The sequence below is a fragment of the uncultured Anaerovibrio sp. genome (assembly GCA_902786545.1).
Classification (GTDB): Bacteria; Bacillota; Negativicutes; order Selenomonadales; family Selenomonadaceae; genus Anaerovibrio.
Genome location: CADACU010000004.1, coordinates 53950 through 78073, shown reverse-complemented (window position 1 = coordinate 78073; position 24124 = coordinate 53950). Strand labels below are relative to the sequence as shown.

Below are 24124 nucleotides of genomic sequence, written 5' to 3'. Positions count from 1 at the left end.
GCATGCTCCACCGTAGCCCGACGGATTTTAAACCCATCGTGCACAACACTCTTGCCCTGATTTTGGGTCATGGTGTTAATAACCATATGAATATGCCCCTGCTTAATCAGCTGAATAATATCTGCACTGCGTTCGTGCATTTTTCCAACCACTTCGGCATCAATGCCCATAGACTGGATTGCCTTGGCACTGCCCGAGGTAGCCATGAGCTTATAGCCCAGCTCGGAGAATGCCTTGGCCAGCTGCTTCATCTCATCCTTGTCCTTATTGGCCACAGTAAAGAGGATACAACCCTTGAGTGGGATATTCATTCCTGCACCAGTCATCGCCTTGTACAGGGCCCGGTCATAGTGATAATCTATCCCCATAACCTCACCGGTGGACTTCATTTCCGGTCCAAGGGAAATATCTACATCAGCCATCTTATTGAAGGAAAATACCGGCGCCTTTACAGCAACATATGGCTTCGGTGCCACCAGCCCAGTCTTATAACCCAGCTCCTTGATAGAAGCCCCCATGGCCACCTGGGTTGCCACATCCACCATCTGTACATCTGTTACCTTGCTGAGGAACGGCACTGTTCGGGATGACCGCGGATTAACCTCGATAACATAAACCTCATCGTTGGCCACCACATACTGAATGTTCATCAGCCCCTTTACATGGAGACAAACAGCCAGTCGCTTAGTGTAGTCAACAATGGTGTATTTAATCTTCTGCGGCAAAGTCTGTGGCGGATATACTGCAATAGAGTCACCGGAATGAACCCCGGCCCGCTCCACATGCTCCATAATGCCCGGAATAATCACATCAATGCCATCAGAAATGGCATCAACCTCTACCTCAGTTCCCTGCATATAGCGGTCCACCAGTACAGGATGCTCCGGCGTAACCTTTACAGCCCGGCCCATATAGTCCCGCAGCTCTTCCTCGTTGTAAACGATTTCCATGGCCCGGCCACCCAATACATAAGATGGACGCACCATTACCGGATAACCGATTTCAGTGGCCCCCTTGATGGCATCCTCCTGATTGGTCACACTGATTCCCTTTGGCCGCGGAATACCAGTCTGCGTCAGCACCTCATCAAAGCGCTCTCTGTCCTCGGCCCGATCAATATCATCTACCGAAGTACCAAATACCTTGATGCCGGCCTTGGACAAGGCCTCGGCCAAATTTATGGCGGTCTGGCCACCAAATTGGACAATTACCCCCTCCGGCTTTTCCTTGTCAATAATATTCAGTACATCCTCCACCGTCAAAGGCTCAAAATACAGTCTATCGGAAATATCAAAATCCGTGGAAACAGTTTCTGGATTGTTGTTGATAATAATGGCCTCAATTCCCATTTTTCTGAGCGCCCATACAGAATGCACCGAGCAATAGTCAAACTCTACCCCCTGACCAATGCGGATTGGCCCAGACCCCAACACAACTACTTTCCGACGGTTGGACGGCTTTACCTCATCCTCCTGAGCATGGAAGGTAGAATAATAATAAGGGGTTGCGGCTTCAAACTCGGCGGCACAGGTATCAACCATCTTATAGCAAGGGAGAATATTCATCGTCTTGCGCAAAGTACGGATTTCATCCATTGTCTTACCGGCCAGTTCAGCAATAGACCGGTCAGCCAGTCCCACATCCTTGGCAGCCAGCATCAAGCTTGGTGTAATCTGTTCATTTTTAATACGCAGCTCGATGTCGGTGATTTTCTTGATCTTCCCCAGGAACCATTTATCAATTTTGGTAATATCGTGAATGCCATCTATATCCATAATGCCCCGGCGCAGTGCCTCGGCAATAACAAACAGCCGCTCATCATTACACTTGCCCAAAGACTTGATAATGCGGTCATCATCCCATTCGTCCATATCTTCCATATGCAGGCGATGAACCCCGATTTCCAACGAACGGACCGCCTTCAAAATGGCTCCCTCAAAGTTCCGGTCAATGGACATTACCTCACCGGTGGCCTTCATCTGGGTCCCCAGGGTCTTGTCGGCATAGACAAACTTATCAAATGGCCAGCGCGGGAATTTTACCACACAGTAGTCCAAGGCTGGCTCGAAGCAGGCCTTGGTCTTTTGGGTTACGGCATTGGTTATCTCATCCAAGCTGTATCCGATGGCAATTTTCGCTGAAACCTTAGCAATCGGATAACCAGTAGCCTTGGAAGCCAACGCCGAAGACCGGCTTACCCGTGGATTAACCTCTATTACATAATACTGGTTTGAATTGGGATCCAGCGCATACTGAGCGTTGCAACCGCCCTCAATTCCCAGCTCACGGATAATCCGGATACTGGCACTGCGGAGCATCTGATATTCGTGATCTGTCAGCGTCTGAGACGGTGCCACTACAATGGAGTCACCGGTATGTACACCGACCGGATCAAAGTTCTCCATATATGTACACCGACCGGATCAAAGTTCTCCATATTACAGATGGTAATACAGTTGTCACTGCCATCCCGCATTACCTCATACTCGATTTCCTTCCAACCGGCCACACTGCGCTCGATAAGCACCTGGCCAATCATGGAGTACTTCAGGCCCTTGATAACAATGTCAACCAGCTCTTCCTCGTTGTTGGCAATACCGCCACCGGTACCACCCATAGTGTAGGCTGGACGCACAATCAACGGATAACCTATTTCCTCAGCAAATTTAACCGCTGAAGCCACATCCTCAACAATGGTAGACTCCGGAATCGGCTCGCCCAGCTTGTTCATAGTTTCCTTGAACAGCTCCCGGTCCTCGGCCTGTTCAATGGCTTTTAAAGAAGTTCCCAGCAGCTCCACTCCATATTTTTCCAGTATACCCTTTTCAGACAGCTGTACCGCCAAATTCAAGCCAGCCTGTCCCCCCAGGGTAGCCAACAGGCCATCCGGCCGTTCCTTGCTGATTATCTCTTCCATAAACTCAACGGTAAGGGGCTCAATGTAAACCCGATCAGCCATATGAGTATCGGTCATAATAGTGGCCGGGTTGCTGTTTACCAGCACAACCTCCAGACCTTCTTCCTTCAGGGCCCGACACGCCTGGGAACCGGCGTAGTCAAATTCTGCAGCCTGTCCAATGATAATTGGACCGGAACCAATAACGATAACCTTCTTTAAATTTTCCTTCTTTGGCACAGATTATTCCCCCTTACCTTCACCGGTGAGCATAGCCCAGAACTGGTCAAACAGATACATATTATCATCCGGTCCCGGCGACGCCTCCGGATGATACTGAACGGAGAATAACGGGAGGGAGGTATGCTGCATCCCCTCTACAGTGCCATCATTGACATTTATATGCGTAACCTCCAATGGAAGATCCTTTAAGGAAGCTTCCTCCACAGCATAGCCGTGGTTCTGGGAGGATATATATACCCGACCGTTGCGCAAATCCTTTACCGGCTGGTTGGAACCACGATGACCAAATTTCAACTTGTAGGTGTCAGCCCCCAAAGCCAGTGATATAAGCTGATGTCCCAGACAAATACCGAACATTGGCTTTTTCCCAATCAGCTTCTTGACCTCGGCAATGACCTCAGGCACATCCTTTGGGTCACCAGGACCGTTGGACAAGAAAATACCATCCGGATTCATGGCCAAAATCTCCTCAGCCGTGGTGGAAGCCGGAACAACAGTAAGACGACAGCCCAGGTTATGCATCGAATTCAGTATGTTTTGCTTAATACCAAAATCCATTACAACTACATTCGGTCCATCATTTTCCATAACATATTTTTCCGGCGTAGTAACCTCAGCCACCACATCCAGTTTAATTGGCACCGTCATCAGTTTGTCGATTTCTTCCTGAGTGGCATCCTCGGAAACAATAACCCCCTTCATACAGCCCTGGGAGCGGATGGTACGGGTCACAGCCCGGGTGTCCACATTGTACAGGCAAGGAATTTTCTGGTCATTCAGAAATTGCGCCAGTTCATTTTCCTTCTGCCAGTTGCTGCCTTCATCACAAAGCTCCCCAATGATAAATCCGTTGACAAAGGATTTTCTGGACTGCATAAATTTCTCAGCCACCCCATAGTTTCCCACCAACGGGAAGGTCAAGGTAACAATCTGACAACAGTAGGATGGGTCAGTAAGAATTTCCTGATACCCGGTCATACCTGTATTGAAAACCACCTCACCGGTGGCTGTACAATCATTTAACAAATCTCCGGTGAAAACGCTGCCGTCTTCAAGAATAAGCTTTCCCTTCAAAATTACACCTCCAAAATCACGCCGTCATCCATAACCAGCTTGCCGTCAACGAAGGTCTTTACTGCCTTTCCTTTCAATTCACGGCCAATAAATGGTGAATGGGAGCCCTTGGTGTAGAACTTCTTTTCATCTACTGTCCAACACAGTTCTGGGTCAATAACAGTAACATCCGCTGGCATACCAGCCTTGAGGCTGCCGGCCTTCAGACCGAAAATTTTAGCTGGCTCAGCAGTCAATTTGGAAATCATCGTTACAATGTCCAACTTTCCCTTATCAACTAAGTCAGTCATCAATACCCCCAAAGCGGTTTCCAGTCCCGGAAACCCACTTGGAGCGTAAATATATTCACGATCCTTTTCCTCCTGGGCATGGGGAGAATGGTCAGTAACTATACAATCGATAGTACCATCCTTCAGGCCCTCCAATACGGCCTCTACATCCTTTTGCTGGCGCAGTGGCGGATTTATCTTGGTAGAGCTGTCCGAAAGCTCCACCATATCGTCGGTCATGGTCATATGCTGAGGTGTGGCTTCGGCGGTAACTTTAACGCCCCGCTTTTTGGCTTCACGAACCAACTCCACGGAACGGGCCGAGCTGATATGGGCCACATGAACCCGGGCATCTGCGTATTCAGCCAGAGCAATATCCCGGAATACGGCGATATCTTCGGCTACAGTTGGCCGTCCCTTCATACCCAGCATGGCACTGCGATGACTTTCATTCATCACTCCCTCTTCCACCAAACTAGGTTCCTCATCGTGATTGATGATTACCTTATCAAAAGCTCGCAAGTAATCATAGCAGTTTAACAGTACCTTGGCCGATTTTGTGAAATGACCATCATCGGAAAAAGCTACCGCACCAGCGGCGGTCATATCCCCGACCTCGGCCATTTCCTCGCCCTTCTGCCCCTTGGTAACAGCCCCGATAATTTCTACATGAACTACAGCTGCTTCTTCGGCCCGCTTTTGCAGGGAACGAACCATAGCTGCCGTATCTACCACCGGATTGGTATTTGGCATCGTAGCCACTGTAGTATAGCCACCTGCCGCCGCAGCCTTGGTACCGGACGCAAAATCTTCCTTGGCCTCCTGGCCCGGCTCCCGCAAATGCACATGCATATCAATAAAGCCCGGGCAAACAATTTTTCCGGCAACATCCATTACCTCATCAGCGGTGTCCTTTATATTGGCTCCCACCTTGGCAATCTTGTCATCCTCAATCAACACATCAGCGATTTTATCTATCTTATTGGCAGGATCAATCACTCTGCCACCCTTTATCAAAATTTTCATGCCTTATTCCCCCCAGTCAATGCGTGCGTCAAAATAGCCATACGAACCGCCACACCATTTTGCACCTGCTCCTGAATAGCCGAATGGTCACCATAGGCCACCATCGGTGAAATCTCCAGTCCCTTGTTCATTGGACCAGGATGAAGAATAAGCACATCGTCCTTGGCCAAGGCCATACGCTTGTCATTAAGGCCATAAATTCGGGCATATTCCCGTGGGGATGGGAACAGACCCGCCTTCTGCCGTTCCAGCTGAATGCGCAGTACATTGATTACATCTGCATCCTTAATGGCATCCTCCACATTGTCGTGAACAAAAATTCCTTCTTCCTCACAGAGAAATCTTGGCATCAAGGTCTTAGGGCCGGCCAGATGGACCTCAACCCCCATTTTCCGCATCCCCTGAATATCGGACCGGGCTACCCGGCTATGGGTAATATCACCTAAAATAGCGTATTTAAGCCCTTCCAAATGGCCCTTATGCTCCATTACCGTAAATAAGTTCAAAAGGCCCTGGGACGGATGGGCATGGGCTCCGTCGCCAGCATTTATTATTACCGGGTCAACCACCTTGGAGGCGTATTCAGCGGCCCCTTCCGCCTTGTGACGCATAATGATTGCATCAACTCCCATGGCTGACACAGTATACAGGGTATCCCGCAGGCTTTCCCCCTTAACGATACTGCTGGTACCGGCGGTGATGTTTACTACATCAGCCCCCAAGTACTTGCCAGCCAATTCAAAGGATGAACGGGTACGGGTACTTGGCTCATAAAACAGGGTAACAATCGATTTTCCCCGCAGAGCCGGTACTTTTTTAATGTCACGGTGAATGATGTTCTTCATTTCCTTGGCACTTTCCAGAATCACCTGGATTTCCTCAGGGGAAAAATCAGCCAATGCCAGCACATCCTTGCCTCTGAGGTTCACATTAGTATTATCCAAGACAATCACTCCTTTTTTGACCCGAAGTTTTAGATTAGTGTAACTCAATAAAAAAAGCTTTCTTATGCCGAGGCACAAGAAAGCTAAAAATGCTTTTAGATACACTTATCCCAGTAAATAATGAGCAAACGCCACTATCTTACCAGCTTCCTTTATCAGCCTCACAGGACCAATTTCAAAGGCCATATTAAACTGTAACTACTCTACCACAAAATATATTATAAATCAAGGGAAATAAATCAATAATATACTAAATAAACGAGCAGATGAAGTATCCATCTGCCCGTTGCATTATTGTATTAAATTTCCATAATGATCGGTAAAATCATCGGACGACGACGGGTACGCTCAAAAATGAACCGTCCCAGTGCGTCACGCATAGCGGACTTCAATCCGGACCATTCGGTAATGCCTTCATCCTCACATTTGGCCAGTGCTTCCTCAACCCGATTCCGCACCTCATCCATCAGTTCTTCCGACTCACGGACATAGACAAAACCGCGGCTGACAATATCAGGGCCGGCCACCACAACGCCCTGTTCCTTGTCCATGGTAACCACAATAATGATAATACCATCCTGGGACAACTGACGACGATCACGCAGCACAATATTGCCCACATCACCTACGCCAAGGCCATCAACCAGCAGACGGCCGGATGGTACCCGACCAGCTACAGCGCCCTTGTTTTTGGTAAATTCCAAAATCTGGCCATTTTCGCCAATGAAAATATTTTCCTTTGGCATCCCCAGCTCCTGGGCTAATTTGGCATGCTTAACCAAATGGCGGTACTCACCATGCACCGGAATGAAGAATTTCGGCCGCACGATATTATGCATCAGCTTTAATTCTTCCTGACTGGCGTGACCGGATACATGAATGCCATTTTCCCGGCCATACACCACATGAGCTCCCAGCTTGAGCAGATTATCCACTGTGCGGGAAACCAGCTTTTCATTACCGGGAATTGGTGTGGCAGAAATAATAATAGTATCTCCCGGTACGATGCTGACCTTACGGTAGTCCGACTGGGACATACGGGTCAGCGCTGACATTGGCTCACCCTGACTGCCTGTAGTGATAATAACAACCTGATTTGCCGGATAATTACTTATTTCATCAATATCTACGATAGTTCCCTCCGGAGCCTCAATATACCCCAGCTCCCGGGAAATATTAACAACATTAACCATACTGCGGCCCAACACAGCCACCTTGCGGCGATATCGGACAGCAGTATTTATTACCTGCTGAATACGGTGTACATTGGACGAGAATGTAGCCAGAATAATCCGGCCCTGGGCATTGTGAAACGCCTTGTCAAAGGATGCACCAACGGTACTCTCACTAGGCGTATGACCTTCCCGCTCAGCGTTGGTACTATCGGCCATCATCACCAGTACGCCCTTGTTCCCCAAATCAGAGAACCGACGGAAATCAGTCATTTTCCCATCTATTGGGGTATAGTCCAACTTGAAGTCACCGGTATGAACAATAGTGCCGATTGGCGTAGTAATAGCCAGTCCTACCGCATCCGGGATACTGTGGTTGACCCGAATAAACTCAACATTAAAGCAACCAGCCTTTATGTTGTCGCCTTGCTTTACCGGGCGCAGCATTTTGGAATCAACGCCATTTTCCTTCAAACGACCCTCCAGTATACCAAGGGTAAGCCGTGTACCGTACACCGGAGCACTGATTTTCTTCAGCACATATGGCAATGCCCCGATATGGTCCTCGTGACCATGCGTCAATACGATAGCCTTCACCTTGTCCTGGTTTTCTATCAAATAGGTAAAATCCGGAATAACCAAATCTATACCCAGCATTTCATCATCCGGGAACATCAACCCCGCATCAATAAGCAGTATCTCATCACCGTACTGGACTACTGTCATATTTTTGCCGATTTCACCTAAACCGCCCAAAGGAATAATCTGTAATTTTTCGTTCTTTGGCAAAAATCACACCTCCATATTAAATTGTATATAAACTAAATTGCCACGATAAAATCCGAATCACTTGCGAAACTTTTTACAATAAGCTACTGTATAGATTTACTTGACCGAACAAATCATTACAGTAAATATTAACATATTTTTAACTGCTATGTAAAGTATTTTTAGTAGCAGGTTATAACGCCATTGTTCAAATTTTTCTTCTTTAAGAAGAAAAATCTTCCAATTAGCGTTTCAACGAGCTGGGAGATATGCTCGCCAGCTGTTGTAGTTTGTTCCCCCCCACCTAAAGAGGTAGGGGACATCTTAAAGCTCGTTATAACATATTTCCTCAAAAATAAATAATCCCGGCGGAAGCCGGGATTATATGCATATGGAGGTGCCACCCAGATTCGAACTGGGGAATAAAGGTTTTGCAGACCTTGGCCTTACCACTTGGCGATGGCACCGAATATGGAGCGGAAAACGAGACTCGAACTCGCGACCCCCACCTTGGCAAGGTGATGCTCTACCAACTGAGCTATTTCCGCAAAATGGCGACCCGAAGGGGACTTGAACCCCTGACCTCCGCCGTGACAGGGCGGCATTCTAACCAACTAAACTACCGGGCCGCGTTTAGCTGTCGTTTTTGACGACGATAGTTATTATAAGGGATGGGAATACCTTTGTCAACAAAAATATTGATAAATATGCCTTTTTAAAGCTAAAAGCTAATGGTAGGGCTATTTATCAAAATATTTCTATTGGCCAGCCTTTCGGGAAAAAATCTCCTTTAGACTGGCAGTATACGGTGCCTTGGCGATACCAAACTCAGTGACAATGCCGGAAATGAGCTCATTGTCCGTTACATCAAAGGCCGGGTTGAATACCTTGACCCCGGCTGGAGCCATCGGCTTTTCATACCACATATCCGTTACCTCCGACGGTTTGCGTTCCTCGATGACGATATCATTGCCGGTAGCCGTAGCCATATCAATGGTAGCCGTCGGGGCACAAACATAAAATGGAATGTCATAGCGTTTGGCCAAGGCCGCTACCATAGAGGTACCGATTTTATTGGCCACATCCCCGTTGGCAGCCACCCGGTCACAGCCAACAAATACAGCATTTACCCAGCCGTTTCGCATAACCATACCCGCCATATTGTCACAGATCAAGGTCACATCAAAGCCGGAGGACTGAAGCTCAAAGGAAGTAAGCCGGGCTCCCTGTAAAAGTGGACGGGTTTCGTCGGCAAATATCTTAAAATTATAGCCTTTTTCCTGACCTACATACATTGGCGCTGTAGCCGTACCATATTTTACCGCTGCCAGCTTTCCGGCATTACAATGGGTCAGGAGGCCGTCGCCGTCCTTAATCAGGGTCAGACCATATTCACCGATGGCCCGGCAAACCCGAATGTCCTCCTCCCGAATTTCCACCGCTTCAGCGTGGAGGTGCTGAATTATCTCCACCAGCATTTTCCCCTTGTCGGCCAGTACCACCTGTTCCATACGATTCAAGGCCCAAGACAAATTCACGGCCGTCGGTCGGGCCGAATCCAGATACTTCTTGGCCAACTTGAATTTATCATAGAAGTCTGCAAAGCAATCCGATGCTGCAGCTATCTTCTTTGCCTCCAGATAAATACCTATGGCGGCAGCCACCCCAATGGCCGGTGCCCCCCGAACCTTTAACAGGTATATCGCATCCCAGATTTCCTTTAGCTCAGTCAGTTCCAGTATCTCAATGGAATAAGGCAATCTGGTCTGATCAATAATCACCAGGGCATCTTTCTGGTCATCCAGTGCCACCGTATCATAATCCATAATATTCATTTCCCATCTCCCCCAATGCTAATTATGAATTTTTATTCTTAATTCCTAATTCTTAATTCCTAATTCCTAATTCACAATTCTTAATTAAATCTAATTTCCTTTGGATAAGCCCACTTCTGCAATTCCTCGTTAGGTACACAGGCAGGTTCTTTGCCCGGTCCCAATACGGTCAAAGTGCGATAATATATTTCAGCCAGTTCCTCCACATAGGCTGCCTTTAAAAGAGCTTCCTTAATCTCCTTGTCCACCGCCACAACCCCGTGGCTTTCCATCAACACCACATCTGATATGCCCAGAGGCTCTATAACCGACTCCGCCAACGCCATTGTTCCAGGTCTTCCATAGGGCGCCACCGGAATATAGCCCTCCTTGCAGCCAAGGTTCATCAGCTCGTAGACAATGGCCGGAATTTCCTTTTTCAAAATGGCAAAGGTCACTGCAAACTTGGAGTGGGTGTGCACCACTGCATTGACCTCAGGCCTGGCCTCATAAATCCTTAGGTGCATCATGGCTTCACTGGTAGGACGGTGTCCGTTGATACTTTCCACCACCTGGGCCTGTTGATTCATTACTACGATATCCTCAAAGCTCATTTCATTGCGGTCTACCCCCGTAGGCGTGATACAAATAAGGCCAGTGGCCTCGTCACGAAGGCTGAAATTGCCGGACCGATGCCGGCAAAGCCCCATTTTCTCTGCTTCCAAAGCATATTTTAATACTTTCTTTTTCTGCTCGTCCAACATACAATCAACACCCCAAATGATATCCCAAAAAGTATAACAATTTTATAACGCCATTGTTCAAATTTTTCTTCTTTAAGAAGAAAAATCTTCCAATTAGCGTTTTCCTTCCAGGACTAGCTTCGCGTCGCAACGAGCTGGGAGATATGCTCGCCAGCTGTTAAAGTTTGTTTTCCCCCACCTAAAGAGGTGGGGGACATCTTAAAGCTCGTTATATTCATAAACTATATTAAGCCGTCCCCAAAAGCGCTAGTAGTCTTAACTAACCTATTAAAAGAAAAAGGCTGCGGTAAGTCCCATATTTCCCACAGCCCATTATTCACATTTTTAGTTCAGCCTTGCCAAACCGCAAAAGCCACTCCGTCATTATTATATCTTTGTTGTCATCAATGAAGCGTAACAGTCTTCTTAGATCATTTTGTGGGATATTGCTTTTGTTATGAGCAAGCTCTACCCCATTTTTCTTTATCCAAACTTTGGTAGCTCCATTAGTTTGTTTACCCGGAGAAATATGAACATGCACAGGCTCGGTTCCATCACCTATCCAAAAATAAATAACATATCCTAGATAATCAAGCAATGCTTTCGGCATGATTACCCTCCCTGGCCATATCCCAAATAGACACAGCATTATTACGCAAGAAACGCTCTATTTTATCCAGTTCAGCCTCGGTAAAGCCATACGCATGATGGCAATGATAAGCAGGCAGGGTAAATTCCGCATAAACATCGCTGTCCACATCCTTTTCCACCCGCATTTCAATATGTTCTCCGCTGGTTTCAGAATAATAGAAGCTAACAATAAAATATATCAATATATAGTTATCTTTATGTACACGACAAAATTCCATAAAAATCCCCTCCTTATCAGTATCATTATACCACAATCATAAAACATTCCTTCATCAATTCTTTTAAACTTTTCCTCGACTGGGTTATTGTAACCCCATATAAAAAGGGCTGTGAAAACACAGCCCCCACTCGCATATTAGCCGCGAAGCTCAGCGTTGAATTCCTTCTCCACTGCCGCAATAATCTTATTAAATGACTCATCAACCTCATCATCGGTAAGAGTCTTGTCGTTGGACTGGAACAGCATGGTGAAGGCCATACTCTTTTTGCCCTCGGCAATCTGCTTGCCGGTATACACATCAAAGAGGGTTACATTCTTAAAGAACTTGCCGCCATTCTTGGTAATGGTTTTTTCAATATCTGCAGCATTGATGCCATCATCCACCAACATAGCCAGATCACGCACAATGGCCGGATACTTAGGCAGTACATCAAAGCTAAATTTATCTGAGCTGTACTTCATCAAGGTTGGTACATCCATTTCAAAAATGTAGGCTTTCTTGCTGATACCCAGATTTTCGGCCACCTGAGGATGAAGCTCGCCAACAGCCGCCACAATATCCTTGCTCTTCTTAAACAACGCGGTCTTACCAGGATGCATAGCCGTATACTCCCCGGCCACCACCTGACACCGAGTGATGTTCAGCTTGGACAGCAGCTCCTCCACAATGCCCTTGGCATCATAAAAATCTACCAGATCATTGTCCGTATTCCAGCTCATTGGGTTGCGACGCCCACACATAAAGCCAGCCACCTTCACCACCTCATCCGGCAGCTCAGTAAGCGGCAACGCCTTCGGATAAAATACCGGAGCCACATCATAAAGACGGATGTCCTCGTTTTTCCGGGATAAATTACGGCAGGCATTTTCCAGCACACTGGCCAGCAGGCTGGTTCGTACCAATGGAGCATCATCCGTCAATGGATTCATTATTGGAATAGCCTGACGAAGCGGACTATCGGCCGGAATCAGCATTTTATCAAACATATCAGCATTGGTAAAGCTGAAGGACAGCTCCTCGTTCATACCAATATGTGTCAGTGTAATCTTTATACGATCAATAAAGTTCTGCAACGGGCTCTGAACACCCTGAACCATGGTTCCTACCGGAGTAGTAGCATGAATATTCTCAAAGCCATAAATACGGGCAACCTCCTCGGACAGGTCTTCCATAAAGGTGACATCATTTCGCCAGGAAGGCACTGCCACATGATAGCCCCCTTGGCCATTGTCCTCACACTTGAAGCCAAGACTTTCGAGAATTTCCACCATTTTCGCCACAGTAATATCAGTACCAAGACGCTTGTTAATCTGCTCTGGGGTAAAATCAACCGATACAGGTTCTTTTTCTACCGGGTATACATCCACAACTCCCTTGGTGACGGTGCAGGCCCCCATATCCTGCAGCAGCTGGGCTGCCCGGTCCAAAGCACGGATAGTGCCGGTAACATCCACCCCACGCTCGAATCGGCCAGAGGCTTCCGAATGAAGACCACAAGCCCGTGAAGTACGACGAATGCTGGCCCCATTAAAGGCAGCCGCCTCCAATACAACCGTTGTGGTATTATCAGTAACTTCCGACTCCAGTCCACCCATTACACCAGCCAGTCCAGCCGGCTTTTCGCTGTCAGCAATAACCAGCTCCTCGCCCTTGGCCGTGCGCTCGGAATCATCCAAGGTATGGAGGTTCTCGCCAGCAACTGCCCGACGGGCCGTGAGGCTGGCTCCGGCAATCTGATCGTAATCGTAGGCATGCATTGGCTGTCCCAGTTCCACCATGACGAAGTTGGTAACATCCACAATATTATTGATTGACCGAATTCCGGCATTTTCCAGACGAACCTGCATCCACTCCGGAGATTCCATAATCTTTACATTCTTTAACACACGGGCCGAGAACCGGGAACAAAGGTCATTAGCCTCAATCCCAATCTTGACCATATCAGCCGTAGAAGCCTCGTCGTCCTCATTCACCTTAATCTCTGGCCATTTTGGTGTATTACCGGTAAGCACGGCAATTTCCCTTACTAAACCGAATACACTGAAGCAGTCCCCCCGATTGGCGGTAAGCTCAAACTCCAGAATATCATCATCAAGGCCTAAGGCATCCTTAGCCGGAATGCCGACCTCGGTATCCGCCGGCAAAATATAAATACCGTCCTTCTGCTCATCAGTAAGGGCAGTCAAATCCATTCTCAGCTCATCGGCAGAGCACAGCATACCGTTGGAAGCTACGCCACGGAGCTTACCCTTGGAAATCTTCAGCCCATTTGGCAGCTTGGCTCCAATCATGGCTACCGGAACAATATCACCCTGTTTCACATTCTGTGCCCCGGTTACAATCTGAACCAGCTCCGGCTGCCCAACATTCATCTGGGTGATAAACATATGGTCAGAGTCCGGATGACGCTCAATGGACTCAACCTTACCGGTTACCACCTTCTCCAGCCCTTCACCGGCATGAACCACATTTTCCACCGGAATACCGGCCATAGTCAGCTTGTCAGCCAACTCATCGGAAGTTTCATTAAAATCTATATAATCGTGAAGCCATTTCATTGATACCTGCATTTTACTATCTCCTCCCTATCAAAACTGTTCCAACAGACGAGTATCATTGTCATAGAACAGACGAAGATCATCTATACCGTACTTCAGCATGGTAATACGCTCTACTCCCATACCAAACGCAAAGCCACTGACCTGGGAAGGATCATAGCCACTCATTTTTAGTACATTTGGATGAATCATGCCGGCTCCCAATATTTCCAGCCAACCAGTGCCCTTGCAGACACGACAACCCTGACCTTTGCACATTACGCAGGAAATATCCACCTCGGTGCTTGGCTCCGTAAATGGGAAAAAGCTTGGACGAAGCCGAACCTTTACATCCTTGTTGAAAATCTGCCGCAGGAAGTCCTCCAAAGTACCCTTTAAATCGGCAAAGCTGATATTCTTATCAATAACCATGCCCTCAATCTGGGTAAACATTGGGGAATGGGTAGCATCATAATCATCCCGGCGATATACTCGACCAGGAGCAATCATCCGAATCGGACTGTTTGGCTCATGGGCCTCCATGGTCCGGGCCTGTACCGGGGAGGTCTGGGAACGCATCAGAATATCCTCGGTGATATAGAATGAATCCTGCATATCCCGAGCCGGATGATCCTTCGGCAGGTTCAACGCCTCAAAGTTATAGTAATCCTGCTCAATTTCCGGACCTTCTTCCACACTAAAGCCCATACGCATAAAAATATCCTTGATTTCCAAAAGGGTTAAGGTAAGTGGATGAATGTGACCATGACTGGTCTGGCGCCCAGGCAGGGTTACATCAATCTTTTCACTGGCCAGGCGTTTGGCCATTTCCTTGGCCTTTAGCTCCTGATTTTTGTCAGCAATCAGCTGCTCCAGCTGCTGACGGGCTTCATTAACAATTTGGCCAATACGGGGACGATCCTCTGCACTAAGCTGTCCCATACCTCTGAGAATAGAAGTCAACTCACCTTTTTTACCGAGATATTTTACCCTAATATCATTTAAGTCGTTAAGCGTACCTGCTACATCTTTAATAGCCTTGCTTGCTTCCTGACGAAGCTGTTCAATCTTGCTTTCCATATTTTCCTCCTAAATCTCTAATTCCTAACTCCCAAATCCTAATTTTTAACTCCTAACTCCTAACTCCTAACTCCTAATTCCTAATTAAAAAAGACCCTCACCCCAAAAAGGGGCGAAGGTCTGATTCGCGGTACCACCCTAATTTATAACTTCTTTATGCCTTAACGCAGCTATACGCCCCAACTACATCTCTTCACCGGGGAGGCTCCGGAGTGAACTTCACCAAACTTTAGCTGCCCTGTTCGCAGTTATCAGGACTTCCTGTGAGCATACGGCCTGGCTACTCTCTCTTTCTCTGCCTCAATATAGGGTATTTTATCATCAACAACAGGATAATGCAATAAAAATGTTAAAAGATCAGTGCCTTATCCCGAACATTGGTCTGAACCTTGTTCAATATATCCAAAAAACTCTTTTTTTCTTCATCGCTAATACCGGTAAATTCGATAGCTGACCAATCACACCGGACAGCTTCAATAGTCTCAGCCGCTTCCCGGCCAGCATCTGTCACATAAACATGATTTTTCCGATGGTCAATGTTATCCTTTTCCCGCTTAATATAGCTAAGCCGGGACAATGAATTTAACTCACGGGTTACATAGGCCTTATCCATATTCAGCATTTTGCATATATCATCCTGGACTACTCCGGGATGCTTATAAACAGAAAACAATACCGCTCCCATGGTAATGGTGCGAATGGAATATTTAGCCATCTTAGCCTCAAAATAATTCTTCCAGGACATAATTAAAGAAGACATGATGGTTTCAATGCTACGGGTCAAATCCTTGCAACTCATTTTCATACCCCTTACTTGAACATCTGTCGATTAGTTACGCAACGGCCTAAGCCAAATAATACAGCCTCTATCGGTGAAACATTATCGGTGGCAGTGCCACAAGTCTGGGTGCTGACTATATTGCCATAGGCATCAGTTATTTCCTCATTAACCGTCACCTGATAAACCTTTTTCTTAATTTGTCGGGCATCAATCGCTACCCGGGAAATACGGCCGCAACCAGCCTGTTGTGCCCCCTTTAGCTGAGCTGCAGTATCTGTTTCATCGCCCTTTACCGCTTCATCGAAGCCATAGTCCGATAAAAGCTCCGTCAGACGACTCATATATTTCTTGTCATTTAACAGCTCATCCGGTAGCGTAATCACAGCCGGAGTCAAATAAACCCGTCCCTTGATATTCTTTTCCGGCAAAGAAAATTTCTTGGAAACAGCGGTCGTATCCACATAATCATTCAGAGCCATGCCATCCTGTTCCATCACATCCAGGTAGTTTCGGATGGAATAATCCAAATACTCGGCCATATTGTGACTGAACCGATAGGAATTAGGATTGCGTTGACATTTGACTTCCTTGCCAGTCTGGACATAACCAGATTTCAGCAACTGCAGCATTCCATGCACCGGATCACCACTCATGGTATAGCGGGTGTAATTTACCTTGGAGCCGTACTTATCAGCAAAAACCTGATTGCCTACCGCTGGTGCGCCAAAGGTAACAACCTCCAATTCATCCATTGGAGCCCCCATACATTGCAGACGGCTCCCCAACAGGACAGATACCGCTCCCCCTAAACTGTGTCCGGTGAGAATCAGCTGCTCACTATCCGCTTTAACAATTTCAAAAACCTTGTCTACCCCCATGGTACCATCCGGCCGGGTAGTAAAAAAGGCAGTTTGGGTGTAGTCATTAAAGCCACGGTGTACCAAAGGATCCGCCGAAGTAGTTTTTTCCGTCTTGGCAAACTCAGCAAATTCCGCTGGATTAGTCCCGCCAAACAGTACCTTGCCAAACCGCAAATCCACTTCCACATCCTTCATCTTTTCAGTACCGGGAATAGCCAGTATATTTATATATCGGTTGGTCTGTGGGCTAGGTTCAAGACTTCTAAACAAAACAAAATTTGTACTGGCCCGTTTATTTTGGTTGGAAAAGGCCGCCACCTCATAGCCAAAATCACCAAGTACACTTTTAAATGCATCATTCAGCTGACTGTCGTAAACCAGCATATCTCCCATAGCACACAAAAGCTGCGTGGAAGCGGCCTGCTGCTTGGCCTGATCAGCCTGTACAAGGCTACAGCCTGCAAGCAGTACACATGTCACGGAAATAACAACTTTTTTGATAAATTTTGCCTTATAGGCGCATTTTAAAATCTTCATAGCCAAACTCTCTCACCAATTCCACCTTGCCGGTGGAATCAACAGCACAAATTGTCGGCAATGGCATACCATTAAAGGTGTTATTCTTTACCATACTGTATATGGCCATATCACCAAAGATGAGCCGCTCGCCCACAGCAAGTGGCTTATCAAAGGAATAAATGCCTATAGTATCTCCCGCCAGACAAGTAGGTCCGGCCAGAGTGTAGGTATACGCCTTTTCATTGGCCTCACCTGAATTCATAAGTGGCGGACGATAGGGCATTTCCAATACATCCGGCATATGGCAGGCGGCCGAGGTATCCAAAATGGCAATGGCTGACTTACGGCCATTCTGTTCAGTGGCCTCAATAATATCCAATACCGTGGTTACCAAAAAACCGGCATCCAGGGCAACAGCCTCCCCTGGTTCAATATACACCTTTAATCTGTATTTTTTCTGAATATTTTTTATGCAATTTTCCAATAAATCAATGTTATACCCATCTCGGCTAATATGGTGCCCACCACCAAAGTTCAGCCATTCCAGCTTATCAAAATATTTGCCGAAACGGTTTTCAACAGCCGCCAAAGTTTCTGCCAATGGTTCTGCTCCCTGCTCACACAGGGTATGAAAATGCAGGCCACTGATACCATACAGGAACTCATCCGCCGGATCCTCATTCAGGGCCTGCTCCAGCTCACTCAGCTTGGTTCCCAGCCTTGAGTCCCCGAAACAAGGGTCATAGATCGCGTGTTCTTCCGGCTGGGTAGAATGTTCAGGGTTTATACGAAGCCCATAGGAACGGCCGGCAGCCTTGGCCAAGGGAGCAAATTTTTTCAGCTGATTTATGGAATTAAACACTATATGGTCACAAATCGCCAAAATTTCCGAAAAGTCCTTGTCCTGATAGGCTGGGGAAAAAATATGATTTTCCCCGGGAAATTCCTCATGAGCCAGTTTAGCCTCAAACAAGCCGCTGGCCGTAGTCCCTTTCAGATATTTGCTGATAAGGGGATAAAAATGGAACATGGAGAAAGCCTTTTGGGCCAGCAATATATGACAGCCCGTCCTGTCCTGAACCCCTTTTAAAATGTCCAGATTATGGATTAGTCGCTGCTCCTCCACCACATAGCTGGGAGTGGGTACTTCATTCAGCCATTTAGGCCGGTAGCTGTCCATCATTCAACCAGGTCCGGCTTAAAGCTCTCCTGCCAAGGCAGGCCCCACTTATTCAAAGCCTCCATAAACGGATCCGGATCAAATTCCTCGATGTTATATACACCCGGCTTATTCCAGGTGCCGTTCATCACCAGCATAGCGCCAATCATGGCTGGCACACCAGTGGTGTAGGAAATAGCCTGAGAGCCAACCTCCTTATAGCACTCCTGATGGTCACAGACATTGTAAAGATAATATGTCTTGTCCTTACCATCCTTCTTGCCCTGGAAAATACAACCAATATTGGTCTTACCCACAGTACGCGGTCCCAGGCTGGCCGGATCCGGCAATACAGCCTTCAAAAATTGCAAAGGAACAATCTGCTTGCCTTCAAATTCAATAGGCTCAATGGAGGTCATACCCACATTTTCAAGACATTTCAAATGACGGAGATAGCTTTCCCCAAAGGTCATAAAGAAACGGATACGCTTAATACCCGGGATGTTAATCCCCAGGGATTCCAGCTCCTCATGGTGCAGAAGATACATATCCTTTGGCCCAATCTCCGGGAAATCATAAACCCGCTTAATTTCCATTGGCTCAGTTTCTACCCACTTGCCATCTTCCCAATAGCTGCCCTTGGCGGATACTTCCCGAATGTTGATTTCCGGATTGAAGTTGGTAGCGAATGGATAGCCATGGTCACCGGCATTACAATCCAGAATATCAATATAATTTATTTCATCGAATTCGTGCTTTAACGCATAAGCACTGAATACCCCAGTAACGCCCGGATCAAAGCCGGAACCCAACAGGGCGGTAATACCGGCCTTTTCAAAGCGTTCACGATACTCCCACTGCCACTTGTACTCAAACTTGGCCGTATCCTCCGGTTCATAGTTGGCAGTATCCACATAGCTTATCTTGCACTCCAGACAGGCGTCCATAATGGTCAGATCCTGATATGGTAATGCCAAATTCAATACCACATCCGGTTTAACCTCTTTCATAAGCTTCACCAGCTGCTCAACACTGTTGGCATCCACCTGGGCTGTGGTGATTTTACACACATTGCCATACTGCTTTTCCAAAACTTCCTTCAGCTTGTCGCACTTGCTCTTGGTCCGACTGGCAATACAAATCTCCTGAAAAACCTCATGATTCTGAACACATTTATGAATTGCTACGCTGGCTACACCGCCGCAGCCAATAACTAATACCTTACCCATTGAATAATCCTCCTATAATTTATAACCTTATCCACCGCAAGGGATTTCCCCGTGGCTTTATACTATTTTCGGTCCGCCAATAAAGGGCGCTTCCAGCTTCAGCAGCATTTCCCGAAGAATCTTCAGGGCAGCCGCCGTAGATGCTCCGCTGTTATCCAGCGTTGGAGCCAACTCAACTATATCACAACCCACTATATTCAATCCACAGCCGGCTACCGCCGCTTCCATTAGCTCCTTAAAGGAAACTCCCCCATATTCCGGGGTACCGGTCCCCGGAAACACCGATGGATCCATTACATCCAAATCAATGGTAAAATACACCGGTTTATCCTTTAAAGCGGCCAAAGCCTGTGGTAGAGCCTTTAAATCAAATTTGTACAAGTGAGTATGTTCCTTGGCCCATTGAAATTCCTCTTTCATGCCGCTGCGAATGCCCAGCTGCCAAATTTTATCATCCCCCACCAGTTCCCAGGCCCGCCTTATGACGGAAGCATGGGACAATCTGGCCCCCAGATATTCCTCACGCAAATCCGTATGGGCATCAAAATGGAGAATATGTAAATCCGGATACTTGTTATGTACCGCCCGAATTGCCCCCAGTGACACCAGATGCTCGCCACCGATTAAAAATGGTAACTTATTGGCGGCCAAAATCTCTGCAGCCCGTGCCTCAATATCAGCCAAAGCCTGTTCCGTATTGCCAAAGGACAGCTCCAAATCGCCGCTGTCAAACACCTTGGCATCCTCCATATCCAAATCCTGATATGGACTATAGGTTTCCAATCCGTAGGACTCAGCCCGCATCACCTTGCTGGCAAACCTGGTCCCAGGCCGATAGGATGTGGTGCTGTCAAAGGGCGCTCCGAACAGTACAATCCGAGCCTCAGTCAAATCAGCCTCACAGCCTAAGAAATTTTCTATATTAGGACTCAACATCGCGCAGCATCTCCTCCACATAAGTAGGCAGGGCGAAGGACCCGGCGTGCAACGGGGTATTATAGTACCGCGTCTTTATGCCCAGACTGTTCCACCTGTCCCAATTTACATCCTTCACCGGATGATATTTTTTGGAAGCAAAACCAAAGAGCCAATGCCCCGACGGATAGGTTGGTATATGCACCTGATAGACCTTGCTAATGGGAAATGACTGGCAAATCCGCTTATGGGCCCGTTGCATAGCGTAGGCATCCCCTTCGTAGAACGGACTTTCATGCTGATTGACCATAATACCGTCCTCATGCAGGGCCTTAAAGCAGTTACCATAAAACTCCCTGGTAAAAAGACCCTCTCCTGGACCGAACGGATCCGTGGAATCCACAAGGATGATATCGTATTCGTCATCAACCCGCCGGATATACTTCAGCCCGTCCTCATAGTAACAGTGTACCCGCGGATCATCCAGCTTGCAGGCAGTCTGGGACAGGTACTTTTTGCTGATATCCACCACTTCTTCGTCGATTTCCACCAAATCAATGGCTTCAATGAAGTCATATTTGGTCAGCTCGCGGACTGTACCGCCGTCACCACCGCCAATTACCAGCACCTTCCTGACATTGGGGTGAACGCACATAGCCACATGGGTTATCATTTCGTGGTAAATGAATTCATCCTTTTCCGTCAGCATCAAATACCCGTCCAGGGTCATAATCCGGCCAAATTCCTTGGAATCAAATATATCTATCCGCTGAAAATCACTTTTGCCGGAATACAGCTGTTTATCCACCTTTATGGAAAAATTTACATTTTCCGTATGTTGTTCTGTGTACCACAGCTCCATCTGAATCACCTTATTTCATTACATTAAGATACTTTATATCCATATCCTCCGGGCCGGTCATGGAACAGCCCTTTTTTTTGGCATAATGTATATACTGCAAAATTTCTTCTGTGACAATTTCCCCAGGTGCCAATATAGGTATTCCCGGCGGATAGCACATAACAAACTCACTGCACACCCGCCCCAATGTTTTATCAATCGGCAGGGATTCCTTGGCACTGTAAAAAGCCTCCTGAGGCGGTGCCACCACCTGAGGACTGATATATTCCGCCTTCAGCATCTTCCGACCGGTTTGACGATAATTGCGGCGGATTTCCGCCAGAGCCGATACCAGCCGTTCAATATCCTTTGGCCGGTCTCCCACAGAAACATAGGCCAGCAGATTGGCTATATCACCAAATTCCGTCTGAATATCGTACTCATCCCGCAGCAAATCATACACCTCAATGCCGGCCAATCCGATGGAGCGGGTATATACCGACAGCTTTGTTATATCAAAATCAAAGATAGAATCCCCATTTATCATTTCCTTGGAGTAGGCATAATAATCACCGATGGTATTTATTTCGTCCCGGGCATATTCCACCAGATCAATGATTTTATCAACCATTTCCTTGCCCCGCAGTGCCATATTGCGACGGGACACATCCAGACTGGACAAAAGCAGATATGACGCACTGGTAGTCTGGGTAAGGTTGATAATCTGATGTACATACCCCACCGGTACCTTTTCCCCAATCAACAGCATAGAGCTTTGAGTAAGGGAACCACCGGATTTATGCATAGAAATAGCCGCCATATCTGCCCCAGCGTGCATGGCAGCTACTGGCAGCCGGTCGCTGAAATACAAATGGGACCCATGGGCCTCATCAGCCAGCACCAGCATATTATGATCATGAGCCAGCTTCACAATGGACTTAATGTCTGAACAAATACCGTAATAAGTCGGGTTGTTCACAAACACGGCCTTGGCATCTGGATTTTCCAAAATAGCCTTTTCCACATCCGCAACGCTCATACCCAAAGAAATCCCCAGCATGGAATCCATCTGCGGATTTACATAAACAGGCAAAGCCCCACACAGTATCATGGCATTGATGGCACTGCGATGCACATTTCGTGGCATAATAATCTTGTCACCACGCTTGCAGGCAGTCAATACCATGGCCTGTACTGCTGAAGTAGTGCCACCTACCATAAAGAAGGCGTGGGTAGCCCCAAAAGCATCCGCCGCCAGTGCTTCGGCATCACGGATAACCGACACCGGATGACAGAGATTATCCAGCATCTTCATGGAATTAACATCCACGGAAAGACACTGCTCGCCTAAAAACTCGGTAAGCTCCGGGTTGCCACGGCCCCGCTTGTGCCCCGGTACATCAAAGGGTACCAGACGGGCCCGTTTCATTTTTTCCAGGGCCTCCAATATGGGGGCCCGATCCTGCGAATAATATTCCATCCCTAACTCCTTAGAAAACATTTACGCCACTGAAAATTTCAATCATTTCCTTACGCAGATTATCGTGAATTTCCAATCTGGTCTTTGGCGGTATTTCATAAATGTCTGTATTAAAGAGATAGTTCTTCAAATCCAGCTCCTTGATGAGCATCTTGGTATGGAACAAATTGGCCTGATAAACATTTACATCCACTGTATCATACTTATCAATAGTCTTTTTATCAATAAAGTTCTGAATGGAAGTAATATCATGGTCCATGAAAAGCTTTTTGCCGGACAAATCCCTGGTAAAGCCCCGTACCCGATAATCCATGGTAATAATATCAGAATCAAACATTCCGATAAGATAATCCAAGGTCTTCAACGGGGTGATTTCACCACAGGTTGCTACATCAATATCAACTCGGAAGGTAGCTATGCTGGTTTCCGGATGAAACTCAGGATAGGTATGAACGGTAACATGGCTCTTGTCAAGATGGGCCAATACAGTGTCCCCCACCTGCTTGACCACAGTATTGCCCAATGGCTTTTTATGGCCGGAGGCAACTGCTGCTTCCTCGGCAATCAACAAAGTCACACTGGCACCCTGCGGGTCATAATCCTGTTTGGACACGCTCAAAACCTGTGCACCAATCATTTCTGTCAGCTTGAACATGATTTTAGTAAGACGCTCAGAATTATACTGTGAGTCAATGTACTTAATATAATCCTGTTGTTCTCTAGGTGTCTTAGCATAGCAAATATCATAGATATTAAAGCTAAGGGATTTGGTCAGGTTGTTAAACCCATACAATTTCAGCTTTCCTTCCAATCTGATCTCACGCCCCTATTTTAATAAATTTATACATAAAAAAATCAGGAAAAACAGCGTACGCCCTGTTCTCCCTGAGAAATTGCAAATA

General features: G+C 47.0%; 18 protein-coding genes, 3 tRNA genes, 1 pseudogene and 1 other annotated feature. All 22 genes and pseudogenes read right to left on the bottom strand.

Annotated features, from left to right (window positions below; genetic code table 11):
* A pseudogene (carB, locus tag QZV24_RS01670) lies at positions 1 to 3136 on the bottom strand (carbamoyl-phosphate synthase large subunit); the annotation flags it as partial.
* 3 nt (positions 3137 to 3139) lie between these two features.
* On the bottom strand, positions 3140 to 4213 hold the full coding sequence (gene carA / locus QZV24_RS01665) for a glutamine-hydrolyzing carbamoyl-phosphate synthase small subunit (protein WP_294519159.1): 1074 nt from the start codon (positions 4211 to 4213) through the stop codon (positions 3140 to 3142).
* 2 nt (positions 4214 to 4215) lie between these two features.
* Positions 4216 to 5508, bottom strand: a complete 1293-nt coding sequence (locus QZV24_RS01660; protein WP_294519156.1) for a dihydroorotase — start codon at positions 5506 to 5508, stop codon at positions 4216 to 4218.
* Complete coding sequence (locus QZV24_RS01655) at positions 5505 to 6452, bottom strand: aspartate carbamoyltransferase catalytic subunit (RefSeq protein WP_290657330.1); 948 nt, start codon at positions 6450 to 6452, stop codon at positions 5505 to 5507. The genes QZV24_RS01660 and QZV24_RS01655 overlap by 4 nt, the downstream gene beginning before the upstream one ends.
* Before the next feature lie 299 nt (positions 6453 to 6751).
* Complete coding sequence (locus tag QZV24_RS01650) at positions 6752 to 8350, bottom strand: ribonuclease J (protein ID WP_294519170.1); 1599 nt, start codon at positions 8348 to 8350, stop codon at positions 6752 to 6754.
* Positions 8351 to 8784: 434 nt separating this feature from the next.
* Positions 8785 to 8859, bottom strand: a tRNA-Cys gene (locus QZV24_RS01645).
* Between the two features lie 5 nt (positions 8860 to 8864).
* Positions 8865 to 8940 (bottom strand) — tRNA-Gly (locus tag QZV24_RS01640).
* 4 nt (positions 8941 to 8944) lie between these two features.
* A tRNA-Asp gene (locus QZV24_RS01635) sits at positions 8945 to 9021 on the bottom strand.
* 129 nt (positions 9022 to 9150) lie between these two features.
* The gene (gene mtnA / locus QZV24_RS01630) at positions 9151 to 10227 is read right to left on the bottom strand and encodes an S-methyl-5-thioribose-1-phosphate isomerase (RefSeq protein ID WP_294519152.1); all 1077 of its coding nucleotides are present in this window, start codon (positions 10225 to 10227) and stop codon (positions 9151 to 9153) included.
* 80 nt (positions 10228 to 10307) lie between these two features.
* Positions 10308 to 10970 carry a class II aldolase/adducin family protein gene (locus QZV24_RS01625; protein WP_294519149.1) on the bottom strand — a complete coding sequence of 221 codons (663 nt, stop codon included), beginning with the start codon at positions 10968 to 10970 and terminating at the stop codon, positions 10308 to 10310.
* A gap of 316 nt (positions 10971 to 11286) precedes the next feature.
* Positions 11287 to 11559, bottom strand: a complete 273-nt coding sequence (locus tag QZV24_RS01620) for a DUF4160 domain-containing protein (RefSeq protein WP_290657336.1) — start codon at positions 11557 to 11559, stop codon at positions 11287 to 11289.
* On the bottom strand, positions 11540 to 11818 hold the full coding sequence (locus QZV24_RS01615; RefSeq protein ID WP_290657338.1) for a hypothetical protein: 279 nt from the start codon (positions 11816 to 11818) through the stop codon (positions 11540 to 11542). The genes QZV24_RS01620 and QZV24_RS01615 overlap by 20 nt, the downstream gene beginning before the upstream one ends.
* 137 nt (positions 11819 to 11955) lie before the next feature.
* On the bottom strand, positions 11956 to 14391 hold the full coding sequence (gene pheT, locus QZV24_RS01610; RefSeq protein WP_294519145.1) for a phenylalanine--tRNA ligase subunit beta: 2436 nt from the start codon (positions 14389 to 14391) through the stop codon (positions 11956 to 11958).
* A gap of 18 nt (positions 14392 to 14409) precedes the next feature.
* Positions 14410 to 15438 (bottom strand): phenylalanine--tRNA ligase subunit alpha, encoded by a 1029-nt coding sequence (gene pheS / locus QZV24_RS01605; RefSeq protein WP_290657342.1) that lies wholly within the window; start codon positions 15436 to 15438, stop codon positions 14410 to 14412.
* A 105-nt stretch (positions 15439 to 15543) separates the two neighbouring features.
* Positions 15544 to 15743: a binding site (T-box leader), on the bottom strand.
* A gap of 44 nt (positions 15744 to 15787) precedes the next feature.
* On the bottom strand, positions 15788 to 16237 hold the full coding sequence (locus QZV24_RS01600) for a MarR family winged helix-turn-helix transcriptional regulator (protein ID WP_294519142.1): 450 nt from the start codon (positions 16235 to 16237) through the stop codon (positions 15788 to 15790).
* 11 nt (positions 16238 to 16248) lie between these two features.
* Positions 16249 to 17616, bottom strand: coding sequence for a lipase family protein (locus QZV24_RS01595; protein ID WP_294519139.1), 1368 nt, complete (start codon positions 17614 to 17616; stop codon positions 16249 to 16251).
* Positions 17591 to 18781: a carboxynorspermidine decarboxylase gene (nspC, locus tag QZV24_RS01590; protein ID WP_294519136.1), complete on the bottom strand. Its 1191-nt coding sequence runs from the start codon at positions 18779 to 18781 to the stop codon at positions 17591 to 17593. Before nspC ends, QZV24_RS01595 begins: the two co-directional genes overlap by 26 nt.
* A complete protein-coding gene (locus tag QZV24_RS01585; RefSeq protein ID WP_294519133.1) occupies positions 18778 to 19986 on the bottom strand; it encodes a saccharopine dehydrogenase family protein in 1209 nt (402 codons plus the stop codon). The genes nspC and QZV24_RS01585 overlap by 4 nt, the downstream gene beginning before the upstream one ends.
* A gap of 57 nt (positions 19987 to 20043) precedes the next feature.
* Positions 20044 to 20922, bottom strand: a complete 879-nt coding sequence (gene speB / locus QZV24_RS01580; RefSeq protein ID WP_294519131.1) for an agmatinase — start codon at positions 20920 to 20922, stop codon at positions 20044 to 20046.
* On the bottom strand, positions 20909 to 21763 hold the full coding sequence (speE, locus tag QZV24_RS01575) for a polyamine aminopropyltransferase (RefSeq protein WP_294519128.1): 855 nt from the start codon (positions 21761 to 21763) through the stop codon (positions 20909 to 20911). The genes speB and speE overlap by 14 nt, the downstream gene beginning before the upstream one ends.
* A gap of 10 nt (positions 21764 to 21773) precedes the next feature.
* Positions 21774 to 23222 (bottom strand): aminotransferase class I/II-fold pyridoxal phosphate-dependent enzyme, encoded by a 1449-nt coding sequence (locus QZV24_RS01570; protein ID WP_294519126.1) that lies wholly within the window; start codon positions 23220 to 23222, stop codon positions 21774 to 21776.
* Positions 23223 to 23232: 10 nt separating this feature from the next.
* Positions 23233 to 24033 carry an adenosylmethionine decarboxylase gene (gene speD, locus QZV24_RS01565; protein ID WP_290657354.1) on the bottom strand — a complete coding sequence of 267 codons (801 nt, stop codon included), beginning with the start codon at positions 24031 to 24033 and terminating at the stop codon, positions 23233 to 23235.
* Positions 24034 to 24124 lie beyond the last annotated feature (91 nt).